The 15,950-nt window shown below is 33.0% G+C and carries 12 protein-coding genes; 2 read left to right on the top strand and 10 right to left on the bottom strand.

What is annotated here, in order from left to right:
- Positions 1-202 precede the first annotated feature (202 nt).
- Both M4L39_RS09755 and M4L39_RS09750 read right to left on the bottom strand, forming a co-directional pair.
- Positions 203-1,783 carry a BCCT family transporter gene (locus M4L39_RS09755; protein ID WP_431197634.1) on the bottom strand — a complete coding sequence of 527 codons (1,581 nt, stop codon included), beginning with the start codon at positions 1,781-1,783 and terminating at the stop codon, positions 203-205.
- A gap of 140 nt (positions 1,784-1,923) precedes the next feature.
- The gene (locus M4L39_RS09750; RefSeq protein WP_277581837.1) at positions 1,924-2,457 is read right to left on the bottom strand and encodes a methylated-DNA--[protein]-cysteine S-methyltransferase; all 534 of its coding nucleotides are present in this window, start codon (positions 2,455-2,457) and stop codon (positions 1,924-1,926) included.
- 116 nt (positions 2,458-2,573) lie between these two features.
- Here M4L39_RS09750 and M4L39_RS09745 point away from each other — a divergent pair, with 116 nt between their 5' ends.
- On the top strand, positions 2,574-2,873 hold the full coding sequence (locus tag M4L39_RS09745) for a YrhK family protein (RefSeq protein ID WP_277581836.1): 300 nt from the start codon (positions 2,574-2,576) through the stop codon (positions 2,871-2,873).
- 70 nt (positions 2,874-2,943) lie between these two features.
- Here M4L39_RS09745 and M4L39_RS09740 read toward each other — a convergent pair whose 3' ends face one another.
- The 7 genes from M4L39_RS09740 to M4L39_RS09710 all read right to left on the bottom strand — a co-directional run bounded on the left by M4L39_RS09740 (position 2,944) and on the right by M4L39_RS09710 (position 13,551).
- Positions 2,944-4,329, bottom strand: a complete 1,386-nt coding sequence (locus M4L39_RS09740) for an MFS transporter (RefSeq protein ID WP_277581835.1) — start codon at positions 4,327-4,329, stop codon at positions 2,944-2,946.
- Between the two features lie 234 nt (positions 4,330-4,563).
- Positions 4,564-5,256: an alpha/beta hydrolase gene (locus tag M4L39_RS09735; protein WP_277581834.1), complete on the bottom strand. Its 693-nt coding sequence runs from the start codon at positions 5,254-5,256 to the stop codon at positions 4,564-4,566.
- A gap of 45 nt (positions 5,257-5,301) precedes the next feature.
- Positions 5,302-5,766 (bottom strand): hypothetical protein, encoded by a 465-nt coding sequence (locus M4L39_RS09730; protein WP_277581833.1) that lies wholly within the window; start codon positions 5,764-5,766, stop codon positions 5,302-5,304.
- Positions 5,767-5,924: 158 nt separating this feature from the next.
- Positions 5,925-7,100: a M20 family metallopeptidase gene (locus M4L39_RS09725; RefSeq protein WP_277581832.1), complete on the bottom strand. Its 1,176-nt coding sequence runs from the start codon at positions 7,098-7,100 to the stop codon at positions 5,925-5,927.
- A 97-nt stretch (positions 7,101-7,197) separates the two neighbouring features.
- Positions 7,198-8,586: an MFS transporter gene (locus tag M4L39_RS09720; protein ID WP_277581831.1), complete on the bottom strand. Its 1,389-nt coding sequence runs from the start codon at positions 8,584-8,586 to the stop codon at positions 7,198-7,200.
- Between the two features lie 348 nt (positions 8,587-8,934).
- Positions 8,935-11,226: a transcriptional regulator AryK gene (aryK, locus tag M4L39_RS09715; RefSeq protein ID WP_277581830.1), complete on the bottom strand. Its 2,292-nt coding sequence runs from the start codon at positions 11,224-11,226 to the stop codon at positions 8,935-8,937.
- A gap of 138 nt (positions 11,227-11,364) precedes the next feature.
- Positions 11,365-13,551 (bottom strand): MMPL family transporter, encoded by a 2,187-nt coding sequence (locus tag M4L39_RS09710; RefSeq protein WP_346816997.1) that lies wholly within the window; start codon positions 13,549-13,551, stop codon positions 11,365-11,367.
- A 162-nt stretch (positions 13,552-13,713) separates the two neighbouring features.
- Here M4L39_RS09710 and M4L39_RS09705 point away from each other — a divergent pair, with 162 nt between their 5' ends.
- On the top strand, positions 13,714-14,268 hold the full coding sequence (locus M4L39_RS09705; RefSeq protein WP_277581829.1) for a TetR/AcrR family transcriptional regulator: 555 nt from the start codon (positions 13,714-13,716) through the stop codon (positions 14,266-14,268).
- A 63-nt stretch (positions 14,269-14,331) separates the two neighbouring features.
- Here M4L39_RS09705 and pruA read toward each other — a convergent pair whose 3' ends face one another.
- Positions 14,332-15,876, bottom strand: a complete 1,545-nt coding sequence (gene pruA / locus M4L39_RS09700; protein WP_277581828.1) for an L-glutamate gamma-semialdehyde dehydrogenase — start codon at positions 15,874-15,876, stop codon at positions 14,332-14,334.
- Positions 15,877-15,950 lie beyond the last annotated feature (74 nt).

Below are 15,950 nucleotides of genomic sequence, written 5' to 3'. Positions count from 1 at the left end.
TTAAATTACCATACTTAGCTTATGCATTTAAATCATGTGCTAGGAAGTCTTTACTGAATTTAATAAATTTATGTATATAAAAAGCACATTCGTGAAAATGAATGTGCTTTTCTTTTTACTCAACAAACTAAAACAGAGGAGATATTTGTCAATTTACGACTGTATCTCCTCTGTTTTATGTACTTATTATTTTATAACGTACTTATTTTTGTTGTTCTTGTTCAATCTTACGAGTGTATGCTTCGTATCGCTCTTTGTTAGGTTGTAACGTTAGCCCTAAATATTTCCGTTCTTTGTTTGCATCTTTATATAAAGCAATCATCATTAATATCACTACAAAACTAAACGGTAGTGCTGATATGATAGCAGCAGATTGTAAGGCGTCTAAACCAGTATCTCCGCCAGCTAATAATAAGACATATGCAATAGCTGCTAATGCTAAGCCCCAGACAATTTTAACAAAGCCTGAAGGATTTAACGTACCATGTGCGGTCTGCATACCTAATACATAAGTCGCTGAATCTGCCGAGGTAATAAAGAATGATGCAATGAGTGCTAACGCAATAATAGATAGGACAAATCCGAAGGGTAATTCATTAAAGATCCCAAACAGCTGTGTCTCAGGTGGTAATTTAAATAGTTCGCCGTGTTCTTGTCCTACTGTAATACCTGTCGTACCAAAGGCACTAAACCAAATGATACTAATCACTGTTGGTACACCTAACACTGCAACAACAAATTCTCTTATACTACGGCCTTTTGAAATCCTAGCGATAAATATACCGACGAATGGACTCCAGCTCATCCACCAACCCCAGTAATATATTGTCCACGTTTGCAACCAGTCTGACTTTTGTTCGCTTAATGGTGCAACGTCTAAAGTATTAAATAAAATCGAATTCAAATAGTCACCCGTGCCACTTGTCATCATATTTAAAATGAGTAGCGTTGGTCCTACTATAAAAACAATTACGAGTAGCAAGCCTGCTAATACCATATTTAAATTACTTAAATATTGAATACCTTTACTTAAACCACTCCATGCACTATATAAAAATAAAACAGTAACCACTGCTATAATAATACCTTGAACCAATGAGTTAGCTGGTATACCAAATAAATAATTAAGACCAGCATTAATTTGAATGGCACCTACGCCTAAAGAAACTGCAACGCCAATTACTGTTGCAAAGACTGCTAGCACATCAACAACCGTGCCAATAGGCCCATCTACTTTATCACCTAGGATAGGACGTAATGTTTTTGAAATCAAACCATTTTCGCCCTTACGAAACTGCGAATACGCTAGTGCCAAGGCAACAATACCGTACATCGCCCATGGATGAACACCATAGTTCAGAAATGATGATTGAAATGCTTCTGACATGGCTGCTTTTGTTTCAGCGTCTGCTGTTGGCGGTGCTAAATAATGTGAAATAGGTTCCGATGCTCCATAAAATACTAAACCTATCCCCATACCTGCACTAAATAACATCGCTAACCATGAAACAGTACGAAATTCTGGTTTATCAGAAGGCTTACCTAGCTTTAATTTACCGATTGGGCTAAATGCTAGAAACACGCAAAAGCCTAATATTACAGTATATAACAACATATAATACCAACCGAATGTATCTGAAACCCATGTAGACACACTTCCTGTAATACTCCCAAATTGTTGTGGGAAAATTGCGCCAACCAAAACAAGTAATCCTATGATGGCAGCTGAATATATAAATACACTTGAAAATTGTTTTTTCTCTTTTGGCAAAATTCTCACCATCCCTTAAATTTTTAGCAAAGACGTGTAATAGAATACCATACTGAGTTAAATTATCAACTTAGTTAGAGTTTTTTTACAACTTACAAGCGTATTTAAGTGATGTTTTGAAAAAATTTAATTCGTTGCTCAACCATACTATTTCAAGGCTTCGTACTATGCTTAGGTCTATAAAATGCGTCCATATCCATTTTTTCTAATTTAAGCAATTCTATTTTGGTATCAATGCCACCACCATATCCAGTTAAGCTACCATCTTTACCCACAACTCTATGACATGGAATGATAATTGAGATTGGATTGCTTCCTACTGCGCCACCGACTGCTTGTGATGACATTTGGGTTTTACCTCTTTTTTTTCCTACTATTCGTGCAATTTCTCCATACGTAACTGTTTTGCCGTAGGGTATTTCTAAAAGCGTTGCCCAGACTTGTTCACGAAATTCCGTTCCTGACGCTTTTAAAGGAAAATCAATTTCCGGAATATTTCCTGAGAAATATGCGTCTAACCAGCGTTCGACTTTATCAAAAATAAGTTGTTCTGTTTCAACTAACTTGTCATCATATTTTAATTCAAAATCAGTTTGATTGGGTAGCCACAAGCCAGTGATATGCTCTCCGTCAGATGTTATTGCAATGCGTCCGATAGGTGCTTGGTAATATCTTTTATAATGCATGATGCTCCCTCTTTTCTGTCTCTATGATTTTGTTTTATCATAAATCTTTCTTTGTTTTATGTAAACCATTAAGGGAATGAGTATGACAACTCAAGCTATGTATAGGAGGCCTTTTTATGTCTAAATTAAATCAACAAAACCCTATGAATAAAAGTGCTGATTTAAATTTTAATACACCACAAAAATCTGAACGTCTCACAATGATTTATAAAGCCCTTTACCAATTAAATGATATCGTGCTTGGAATAATATTCTTAATAGGTAGTTTTTTATTTTTCAGTGATACTACTGTCACTATAGGTACAGTATTGTTTGTCATCGGCAGTATACAGATGACGGTTAGACCGCTTATTGCATTTTCACACGATTTACACTTAGCACATAAATATAAAAAAATAGAAATGTATGACCAATAATATGTTTTATAATTCAACGTAATAAAGACCCCTGCAACGACAACGTTGCAGGGGTCTTTATTTGTTTATATTAGGCATTTATTTTACGTGTTGGTATGATTAATGCACTTGCAAGAACACCACAACCAACGATACAAGCGCCAACGATAAAGCCTGCTGTTGCTGCTGTATGTAAACTTTGTCCGCTTTGCACAATCGCTGTGTAAATAGAAGTCATAATCGCAATACCAAAGGCGCCACCAAGCGTTGAGCCCATTTTAAATATACCGGAAGCTACGCCCACTTTTTCTGGTGGTGTGGTGGAAACTGCTGTACTCAATGCAGGTGTTGCAAAGAGACCTGTACCACCACCAAAAAAGACTGATGCAATTAACGCTACAACGATATACCCTGACGTACCAAAGAACGTTAAACTAAATAATAATATACCTATTGCAGTAAATATTGGTCCGATAACCAACGCACGTTTCGCGCCAAATCTTTTAATACTCTTTTCACCTAAACGTACAACAATAAGTAGTGTAATTAAGTATGGTAAGGTAAGTAAACCTGCTTGGAAAGCGCTGAATTTCAACCCACCTTGCGCATACATATTAAATAATGCAATGACACCAACGCCTGTATTAAGTAAGAAGTTCGCAAGTACTGCGCCTATATAAGGTTTGTTTTTAAATAATTCCAAATCGATAAACGGCACTTTTTTCCCACGTTCTACTTTGAAGAACATGAACACACATATGATAAAAACAGCTAATAATATTAATGTCGGTGTACTCAGCCACCCCATTTTATATCCTTGCGTGATGACAAAGCTAATACTCGCGATCATAATCACAAATATTGTAAGACCTACATAATCAAAACGATTTGTTTTGTCTTTAATTAATTTACTTTCTGGTAAATGTTTTAATAGCATCATTGCTACAAGTGATAATATAATCGACAAAATAAAGATAGATTGCCACGATATAAATGTTGCCATTGCTCCTGCAAAGAAGGATGATAAACCTGTGCCACCAAACGCACCAATTGACCAAAAACTCAATGCTTTTTGTCTTTCGTCCCCTTCAAAAAAGTCATTGACGATGGAAATCGTCGCTGGCATGATAATTGCTGCTGATAAACCTTGCACAACTCTACCTAGAATCAGTAATACAACATTCCCTGAGACGATAAGCATAAGTGAGCCAATAATACTTAGTATAAGTGCAATACGTGTCATCTTCACTTTACCAAATTTATCTGAAATATTACCCGCTACCACCATAAACACACCAGTAACAAATGACGTTAAACTTATAGAAATATTGACTATACCTGGACTAGCTCCAAAAGTTGACTGGATTTGAGGCCCAATATTCAAAAATGATTGGGCAAATAACCAATAAGTTAATATTGATAATACAATACCCGTCAACAATTTACCCCCTGAAATTTGTTTCATTTTTTCTACCATAAAAGCATCCCCTATGTTTGTTAATAATATAAAGTTAGAATTTAAAAGACACTTCTCTCGCAAATTACAAATGAGAATATTACACAATTAAGTGTACGATTATTTCTTTTAAAAATTCTTACACTTTAAATATTATCATTAATTAAGCATAAAGGTCAGAATTTGCATGCTGATATTTGGAATTTTCTGATAACTAATGACTATAATTTGTCATTTTTTACGTGAGTATATTAACTAAAATAATTTCCTCACTGCCTTATTAAAATATTTTTTGAAATAAAATTTCTGGTGTAGTCCTTTATTATTTGTAACGAAGTGAAATGTCATTTGCTCAGAAATTAAGAGTTCGTTTAAAATATCTACTCCTTGTTCAGTTTGAGATAAGATATTGGTATTTATATCTGGATGTTGCTCATCTTCAAGCATGCCAATATACCAATAAACATGTTCTTCTTCTTTAATAATATGTTGTTGTTTCATAAATGTCAGAAACCCTGGATACCATATTGAAGGCGAAATCAGTATATACGTGCCAAAAGTTTCAGGTTTTTTAAATAAGGCATAGAGCGCAACTAATCCACCTAGTGACGCCCCAGCAATACTTATATCCATTCGTTGTTCAGATACATTGAAACATTTTTTTAAATAAGGCAGCAATTGATCAGAAATCCATGTGATATAATTATCCGCTGCGCTATAAAATGCTTCATCCTCAACTACATCTTGCCAAGGCGCATATATTTCATCATTATCATTCGGCATTACCCCAACAAATATGACATCTCTTTCAATGTTCTTAAACAAATCATCGCCATCTTGAACAACAACTAAAGGATATGGACTAGAATTACGCTTAAAATATCCCTTAGGTAATTTCACTTTAATATCATGGTGTTGAAAACGAATATTGAAATTTCTTATATTCATAGCAATCAACCCTCTTCCTATTTACCTCTATTATCTCAGATAATTTTATTGAAAATTATATAATTCAACATCATTTTCTTTCGCATATTCTAAAGCAAGTATTTCCAAAATATTAATTAGCGCTGGATTACCTTTAACTTTAATATATTGGAATTTCAAATTATGTTCTTCTGCTTTAATATTTTTTAATTCTGATTCATCTAAATTTTGTTGTGCTACGTAGGCTTTTCTAAATTTTGCTGTGCCAGCATCTGATTTCACGTTAAATTGTGCGAGCTTATCATTTAAATCTTTTTGGGTAAGTTTATATCCAGTCATAAACCCGCCTGCTTGTCCTACATATAATGGCTTTTTATTTTTAAAGATAACAAAAATGCCTTTTTGTTCTTGGACTGCACTTCTACTTTCTTTATCAAATGTAAGCGCCTTTGACTTATCATATTTGAAAAACTTTTTTAATGGCTTATTATACTCTTCAAGCAATTCACTTAGTTTTTTATCTGCATTCATTTCAATCATCCTTTTTTCATTGTTTTATTATTCTATATATACACTTTAATGTGCCTACATAAACTACATGTAAAATAAGAATAAAAAGATACGCATACAAAAATAAAGGTTGTGGCTCAGTGTAATAAGCTACAACCTTTATTTTACGTTTTAATTATTTATTTTAAATAATTGAATACGGTAACGCCTACTGCTTCAGCTGCTACGCGCAATGATTTTTCACTGATATCAAATTTGGGATGGTGATGTGGATGAATGTCACCATTCTCAGGTGCAGCACCCGCATAAATAAATGTGCTCGGTATAGCTTTAGCATAATATGCAAAATCTTCAGAAGGTGGTTGTGCTTCACATCTTTCTATACCTTTAATTGCATCTGTATCAGCATTTTTAATAGATTCTACTACAAATTTCGTAAACTCTGGATCATTGTACAATGCAGGGTAATCGTCATTATATTCTAGTTCGCATGTCACACCAAACATTGCTTCTAGGCCTTCAGTTAAACGTTCAACCTCTTTTTTAATCGTATGTTTGGTATCATCAGTCAAGGCACGTACATCGCCTTCTACTTCAATGCTATCTTTAATTACATTAAATTGTCCTTTACCGTCAAATGAACCAATTGTTACGACACCAGTTTCAAAAGGATTTAAACGTCTTGAAACAATCGTTTGTAAAGCATTAACAAAATATGCACCAGCTACAATACTATCATTTGCCGTATGTGGTGAAGAACCGTGTCCTCCTTGGCCATTCACTTTAAGTTTAAAGAAATCTCTACCTGTTTGTACATTACCTTCACGATAATATACATTACCAGATGGCATATGACTCATCACATGGACGCCTAATACATGGTCGACACCATCTAAGACACCATCTTTAATCATTGCTTGTGCACCGCCTGGAGGGACTTCCTCAGCAGGTTGATGAATAACCACAACTTTACCTTTGAATTGATCCTTCAGTTCGATAAGTGTTTCAGCGAGAATTAACATATATGCTGTATGTGCATCATGACCACAAGCATGCATCACGCCTTCATTTTTTGAAGCAAATGCTAATCCAGTATCTTCTTGAATTGGTAATGCATCAAAATCAGCACGTATTGCTATTGTCTTACCAGGTTTCCCACTATCGATTGTCACTTTCAAACCATTTGGACCTACATTCGTTTCTACTTTGCAATCTTTATCTTTATAAAAGTCTTCAATATACTTAGGCGTTTCTTCTTCGTGGAAAGATAACTCAGGATATTGATGGAGATAGCGGCGTATCTCAATCATTCGGTTTTCTTTCTCTTTCAATATATCTATTAATTGTTTCACCATAACAATTCCTCCTATATTAAATATATTCTGCTTATTTACATTATATACTTTTTGAGTGTAATTTATGTGTTAGACCCTTTGTTAAATAACGAAAATGTTATGCTTTTTTAAATGATGGGACCGTAATCAATATGATGATTAAAGATAATAATGCCATCAATACATTGAGTAATAATCCTATTAAAGCTCCCATTTGGACATTAGAAGCACTTGCCACGATGCCATAAAGTGCGCCAGATAACGCGATACCGAATGCGCCACCGAGCGATGAAGCCATTTTATAAATACCAGATGCCACGCCTACTTTATCTTCAGGAGAATTTGAGATAGCCATATCAGTTGAAGGTGTAGCATAAAAACCTAGCCCTAAACCATAAAGTAAATAGCCCATGATACAAACCACCACATAAATTGTGCTTGGTAAAAATGTGAGTGAGATTAAAATGATACCAATCATATTAAAAAATGTTCCGAGTAGCATCGGTTTTTTCGCACCTACTTTTTGTAGAATCTTTTCTCCTACTCTAATCATTAATAACACTGTTACCAAATAAGTAATAGATAATAATCCCGTTTGGAATGCATTAAAGCCTAAGCCTTGCTGCACAAATGTGTTAGCTACTAATAATGCCCCTGCAACACCATTTAATAAAAAATTGGAAAGTGTAGCACCTGTATATGCTTTATTATTAAAGAGCTTAAAATCGATTAATGGATTGTCCTTTTTATTTTCCATTTTAATAAAACTTATTGTCGAAACGCTAAATATTATAACCAAACCTATAATAATCGGTGAAAAAATACCAAGTGATGCACTTTGTGTGATTACCACATTAATACTTAACATCATAACAACAAATAATAGTAATCCTGAGTAATCAAATCCTACCTTGTTTTTGCTAACTGATTTTGTTTCAGGTGTGCCTTTTATTAATAACATCGAAACTAAGGCGATGATGATAGACAAGATAAATATCCATCTCCATCCTACAAATGTCGATACCATTCCGCCAAATAAAGATGCTAAACCTGAGCCTCCCCATGAACCGATAGACCAATAACTCAAAGCACGTTGTCTATCTTTTCCATCAAAATAAGCTTTCATTATGGCTAATGTTGACGGCATAATTGCTGCCGCAGACAACCCCTGAATCACTCTACCTATAATAAGTAAGATAGGTAAGTTGCTCACGATAATCAATAATGAACCAATAATACTAAGCCACAAACCTATATAAGTTATTTTTACACGTCCAACTTTATCAGCAAGACTACCTGCACCTACCACAAACATTCCTGAGAAAAGTGCAGTAATACTCACCGCAATACTCACTGTTCCTATATTACTGTTAAAAGATTGCTGCAAAGTTGGTACTACATTTAATAGTGATTGTGCAAATAACCAGAAAGTGACGACCCCTAATACAATCCCTAATATTAATTTATTATCGCCTTTATATGTTTGTACATTTCCCTTTTTAGTCATTTTTTATCCTCCTAAATTAAATTTTTAAATGACAAACAGGAAAGATAAGCCTAATTGTAAAATGTTTTTCCACCCTAAACATCCTCAATCAATGATGCTCGCTATCCTCTCTAAAAACGATTTTAGCGCGTAATTTTTTATCTCAATATAGAGTATTTGTTGTTTTACTATCTTATTTATAATGCATTCGATTTATATTACTTCTATGACAAAAATGAGCATAACGTTTTTTGTCATTAGCAATTATCCGCGCGTTTAAATATATGATTACTTATACATAATCAACATAAAAAAACTAACTAAAAGAAATAGTGATTTTTATTAATTCTTTTAGTTAGTTTTTTGTATTTATATTTCTTTATCAAAGTATCTTCTGAATTCAATAATTTGAATTGCATTTGTAAGTAATTTCAAATGATATGTTATTGTATCAGTTGCCTCTACTTCACTAACGTCTAATTTAGGAAAAGATACTCGATTAACATAATCAATCGTTTCTTCATCCATGCCATGTTGCGTATTATATTGTTGCCATACTTTATATAACGCACCGTGGTTTTTATCTAATGTTAGATGTTTGATTTTGTATGTCCCAGGTAATAAATGGAAAATATTTATTTGATAGTCTTTATGATTTAAATTATTAGAAGGATTATTCAAAGTAAAATAAGGGTTATAATGTTCTGCATCCCAAAGCACAATTTGAAAATGTTCGGTGTTACCTAAAACAATACAATTTCCATTTCTATACAAGATGTTTTTAAATAATTTTTTAAAAAACATACTTGTAAAAAAAGCAGGTCTTTTACCATCAAATTGATGATATAAATCAATACCGTTTAATTGTGTTTTTATATCTTTCTGACTATATTGCTGATGTATCTCAAAATTCAACCAGTATCCAATCCTATTAATATGACCATTCATTTCTATGAGTTGTTCAAAGATAATGCCTGCTCTAAAATATTCTCCATTTGTCAAACTTGTATTGCCTGTCAATGTATTCCAATTTAATAACGTAAAGGAAATATTTCGGTCTTTTACATCTAACCATTCCATAATTTTCTCTAATTTGAGCGTGATATGTTTCTTAGCTAAATTATATTGGTTACTCTCAATAGATTGAAAATTGATTATGTCATTTTGATTTGCACAGAATGCAATACTATCAATATGTTGCTTATGGACCTCTAAAATATATTTAGCTACACGTGCCTCCGTCTGATGCTCAATATTAAAGTTCAATACAATTTTGATATTCTTAAAATACTGTTTAAATAATATGATTATTGCTTGGGATATATCTTCATCTATACAATTTATGTAAAGTACTAAATTCAATAAATGATTATCTGGCAGTGTGTTATAAATATGTTCCAATGCATATGCCAATTCTTTGGAATAAGCATTGAAATTCGACATTACTTTGGGCGGGTCTATCTCTATGCCCAGGCCAATGTGATGCATAAGTAAAAAATTCAAGCATTCATCTATTTTCATATATCGGTGCACATTCGGTATAACTTCGTCACTTTCGATAATCTTATCTTTAATAAAACCTCCTCTAATAGGATCTTTAATCAGTACATGATTTAAACCTATGCAATTTTTCACTTCTAGTATTTGGTTTCTAAATCTTTGAATGAGCAACACGTCTAAATTCCCTATATGTATCACATGTTGATAATGTAAAAGCGTTTGTTTTGAGTCCTTTAAAGTAATATCAATGACTTTTTCTGCTTCAGGTGATTGCAAAATATCACCAACAGATTCATTTATATAATCTGATAAATAGTGTAAATAAGTTTGATATGCAACCTCTTCTTTTTCTTTATTTAACTTTTCAATCAAAAACGTATTTTTATACTTTTCTCTATATTGTGTAGGCGTCATTTGGGTGTCTTTCTTAAAATGTTTCAGTAACATATTAGAATTGCTAAAACCATTTTTCAAAGCAATTTGCGTAATCGTTTCATCTGTATAAATCAAATCTTCCTTACAATGCTCAAGTCTTATGTGAATTACATATTGATTAAATCCCATTCCTATTTGCTGTGTAAAAAGCTTTGATAAATAAGCAGTACTAAGTGGCACCTTTTGGGCTACTTCAGTTAACGAGATATGCGCAGAGTAATTACTTTGAATATAGTTACACACAAATTCTAATCGATAGTCATTTAACATTTCTCTATATGATTCGTTCATTTTTGTAGGTAAAAATCGCGCAATTATAAACATTAAATTGATTAATTGCTGTTCTATGTATAAACGATAAAATTCTCCTTTTCTTATATCAACAACGCCTATCATTGCAATAGCATTTACTATTTGTTTATAAATAACTTCTTGTAAATGTCCCTTATCCAAAATTAAAATTTTATCATTATAATCAGATATATATTGTTTTATATATCTTTCAGTTAAATGAATAGAAATATAGAGCGTGTCTTCATTTTCTATAAAACGAAATTGCTCACGGTGATTAACAATAAAAACATCACCTTTTTGGTATTCATATATTTCATTATATTTCCATACTGTCATACTACTTCTCAGAACTAGCACAAGTCGTAAACCATCATTTATGCTGACAGTTAAATTGTTAGGTTCATTAAATTCTACTCGACAAAATGTTTTCATGATTCACCTCGTTATAATTAAATATTTTAATGAAAATCCCCAATTATTCAATTATAATTTAAAATTTGTTAATCTTTAGACAAAAAAGCAGCCTGACATAATTGTCAGACTGCAAATTTTTACTATAAGCAATATTTTTTACTGCTCTTTATTTTTCGCTTTATGTGTTGATTCAAGATCTTTTTTTAACTCATGACCTTCAATGTCAATACTTGGCAAGATTCTATTTAACCACGCTGGCATATACCATGATGCTTTACCAAATAATTTAGTTAGTGCAGGCACTAACATTAATCGTACGATAATTGCATCAAATAATACACCAAACCCAAGTGCTAAGCCCATTGATTTAATCATGACATCCTCTTGGAACACGAATGCGATGAACACACTGAACATAATCAATGCTGCTGCAACAATGACTGGTCCACTTTCTTTAATACCTACTTTTATAGAATGTTCATTGTCACGTGTAACACTATATTCTTCATGTATACGTGACATCAAGAACACTTCATAATCCATAGCTAGGCCAAATAATAAACCTATTACAATTACTGGTAAAAATGCGAGTAATGGTCCAGTAGTATCAACACCAAACAAGCCAGCCATAAATCCTTCTTGCATGATTAATGTTGTAAAACCGAGTGTCGCTGCCAGTGATAGTACGAATCCGAGCACTGCTTTTAACGGAATAATAATCGAACGGAAAACAACCATTAATAAGATAAATGCCAAGGCTACGATTACACCAGCAAATAATGGAATTGCCTCATTTAATTTTTGAGACATATCTATATTAATTACACTCTGACCAGCTACCTCAGTCTTGAAGTCGTAATTGTCTTTTGCTTTATCGTTATAATCTCTCAAGTCATGTACTAAGGTGTTTGTAGATTCTGCGTTCGGTCCTTTTTTAGGAATGACCGCCATCATAGCGTAATCCTTACTACCACTTAATTGTGGTTCTGTAACCAATTCTACATTATCCATGTCGTTAATATCTTTATTCATATCTTTCAAGGCTTTTTGTAAGGCTTGAGGATTATCTTTCTTATCTTTAACGTTCACTAGCATGGCAATTTGTCCATTAAAACCTTCGCCAAATTTATCCGAAACGATTTCATAAGCTTTCTTTTGAGTAGAATCTGAAGCTTTCATACCATCGTCTGGGATTCCTAAGCGCATGTCTTTAACTGGTATTGCTACTAGTATTAAAATAATTAAACCAATTAATATTGCTAATAATGGTTTGCCGAGAACGAATTTTGACCAACCTGTATCAACATCGCCTTTAAACTCTGATTTCATTCGTTTCGGTTTTATTTTTTTATGGAAAATACTAATCAATGCTGGTAATAAAGTGAGTGCACTCACTACCGCAACAAATACACTAATAGCAGATGCGAACCCCATGATTGCTAGGAAATCAATGCCAACAAGTGATAGTCCACAAACTGCAATGATTACAGTTAAACCAGCAAATATGACTGCACTACCAGCTGTACCTACTGCTAAACCAATTGCTTTGATGTGGTTAGGTTCTGTTCGCATAATTTGTCGATATCTAAATAATATAAACAACGCATAATCTATACCTACTGCTATTCCAATCATAACAGCTAAAGTCAATGTTATATTTGGAATATCAAATACATATGTAAGTAAAGAAATAATACCTACACCCGTGCCTAAACCAATTAATGCACTAATGATAGGCATACCTGCCGCTATAATTGAACCAAATGTAATTAACAGCACTACAAATGCTACAATTATACCAATTAACTCAGAAGAACCACCGATTTCTGTGGATTCCATGCCTGTACCCATTAATTCAGCCTGTACATTATGGTCCTCTTCTATTTTATCGATTTTATTTTTGATGTTATCTTTAGAACTTTCTTGTAATGATGTAACTTTGACATCATAATTCACATCCGCAAATGCGGTTGTTTTATCTTCACTAATTTGTTTATTATCATAAGGATCTGTAACATTTTTAACATCTTTGTCATCATCTTTAATATCTTTCAAAGCCTTTTTGACATCTTGTGTTATATCTTGCTTAATAATGCCGTTTTTCGCGTCACTTTTAAGCACAATTCTAATTTGTGCTTTTTCACTATCCTGGTTAAATTCATCCTCGAGTTTCTCATTTGTATCAAGCGATTGCAGACCATTCATAGTGATATCATTATCAAATTTAGGTGAATTTAAAGTAAGCGGTATTATAATTGCTACAAGTAAAATCAACCATGCAACAATACTCCACCATTTATGCTTAGCAATAAATGAACCTAATTTATACAAAAACTTTGCCAAACTATTGCCTCCTTATTTAATCAACGTTATAGTTTAAACATACAATGTAGTTTAAATTTTTGTTACACATTTATAGTAACATACTAATTCTTACGCCTGCCTTAAAAAAGTGGTAATTAATTAAAATTATTAATTTAAACTACAAATAAGGAGAAATGTAGTATGAATGAAAAAGACTTGCGTGTTATAAAGACAAAACTGTCGCTTTCCCAAAGCCTTTATGAACTAATAGAAAAACAAGCATTCTCTACAATAACAGTTAAACAAATTTGTGATTTTGCATTGGTCCATCGCACTACTTTTTATAAACATTTTTATGATAAATATGATTTACTTATCTATTTAATCACTGATTTAACCAAAGATTATTTTTCTATAGATTTAAAAGAACGTATTAACTCTCCAATTTCTACTATGCAAACCACTTTTGATAACGTGAACGGAATGGAACGGATTACAGAAAAGCAAAAAGACGACAAAGAATTTGAACGTACGATTACAAATTATTTTATCCGTGTATTACAAAATGACATTAAAGATAATGTCTCACGTATTTCTGTAGATTCAAGTGTTCCAATCGAACTGATATTTTATATGTATGGCTCAAGCTTACTCGGTTTTATGGAGTGGATGCGTGATCATAATATTAAACGTCCAGCACACGAAATAGACGAAATTTTTCATAAAATGATTAATATCAAAGTAAAAGATGTATAACAGCAAAAAAGCCACTCACTGCAATGCAATGAGCGGCTTTTTAAATGACTTTATAATTTTAGTTTAGAACATTTCTGAAACGACTTTTTGTTCTAAAAAGTTTAATAGATAATCAGGGCTACCTGTCTTAGCATCAGTACCTGACATTTTGAAACCACCGAATGGGTGATAACCAACAACTGCCGCAGTACATCCACGGTTAAGGTATAAGTTACCAACATCGTATTCTTCAACTGCATGAATCCAGTTTTCACGATTATTAGTAATTACAGCGCCTGTTAAACCATAATCTGTATCATTAGCAATTTCTAATAGTTCTTCAAAGTCATTGCCTTTAACAAAGCCAACAACTGGACCAAAGATTTCTTCTTGCATGATTTGGTCATTTGATTTTAAGTCTGAGATAATTGTAGGTTCAATAAAGTATCCAGTAGTACCATCCGTACCACCACCGAACTCTAATTTACCTTCTTTACTACCAATTTCAATATAATTTTTAATTTTGTCGAATTGTTTTTTGTTAATAACTGGTCCCATGTTCGTGTTATTCTCAGTATTGCCTAATGTTAAATTCTTAGTTAATTCAACTGATTTTTTCAATACTTCATCATATACATCTTTGTGTACGATTGCACGAGAACATGCTGAACATTTCTGTCCTGAGAAACCAAATGCTGAAGTTACAATAGATTCTGCTGCTAAATCAGTGTCGCTATCTTTATCGACTACGATCGCGTCTTTACCACCCATCTCAGCAATAACACGTTTTAAGAACTGTTGTCCTTTTTGTACTTTTGCAGCTCTTTCAAAAATTCGAGTACCTGTAGCAAGTGAACCTGTGAAAGTTACAAAATGCGTGTGTACGCTATCTACAAGATAGTCACCGATTTCTTTTGGATCGCCTGGTACAAAGTTAACGACACCTTTTGGTAATCCAGCTTCTTCTAAAATTTCAATTAATTTATATGCAGTTAATGGTGTATCTTCTGCTGGTTTTAAAAGTACTGTGTTCCCTGCAACTACTGGTGCTAATGTCGTACCAGCCATAATTGCGAACGGGAAGTTCCATGGTGGAATTGTAACACCAGTACCAATTGGTTTGTAGAAGTATTTATTATGTTCTCCTTCTCTATCCAATGTTGGTTTGCCATCCGCTAATTCCATCATTGATCTCGCATAATATTCAATGAAATCAATACCTTCTGCTGCATCACCTACAGCTTCATCCCATGGTTTACCTGCTTCGTAAACCATCACTGCTGAGATTTCTTCCTTACGACGTCTAATAATTGCCGATACTCTAAGTAAAAATTCAGCACGATCTTTGTGTGACCATTTCTTCCATGATTTATAAGCTTCGTTTGCAGACTCAAATGCTTTATCTACATCTGCTTGAGTTGCTTTTGAAACTTCTGCAATAACTTCAGTAGTATTGGCAGGGTTGATAGATTGATACGTATCTTTGGTAAATATTTCTTCCCCATTAATTACTAAAGGAACTTTTTTATTTAATTCACCTTTAACTTTCTTTAAAGCCTCTTTAAATGATTCTACATTTTTACTGTCTGTAAAATCGATACCTGGTTCATTCTGATAATTAACTACCATTTTTCTACCCCCATGTAAGTTTGTAAATAGAAAACACAAATGGAATTATTCCATTCTTGATTTTATTGTATCTG

The sequence above is a fragment of the Staphylococcus equorum genome (genome assembly GCF_029531845.1).
In the GTDB taxonomy this organism is placed as follows: Bacteria; Bacillota; Bacilli; order Staphylococcales; family Staphylococcaceae; genus Staphylococcus; species Staphylococcus equorum_C.
Note: the sequence above shows the minus strand (reverse complement) of the source record. Positions and strands in the feature narration are given on the sequence as shown.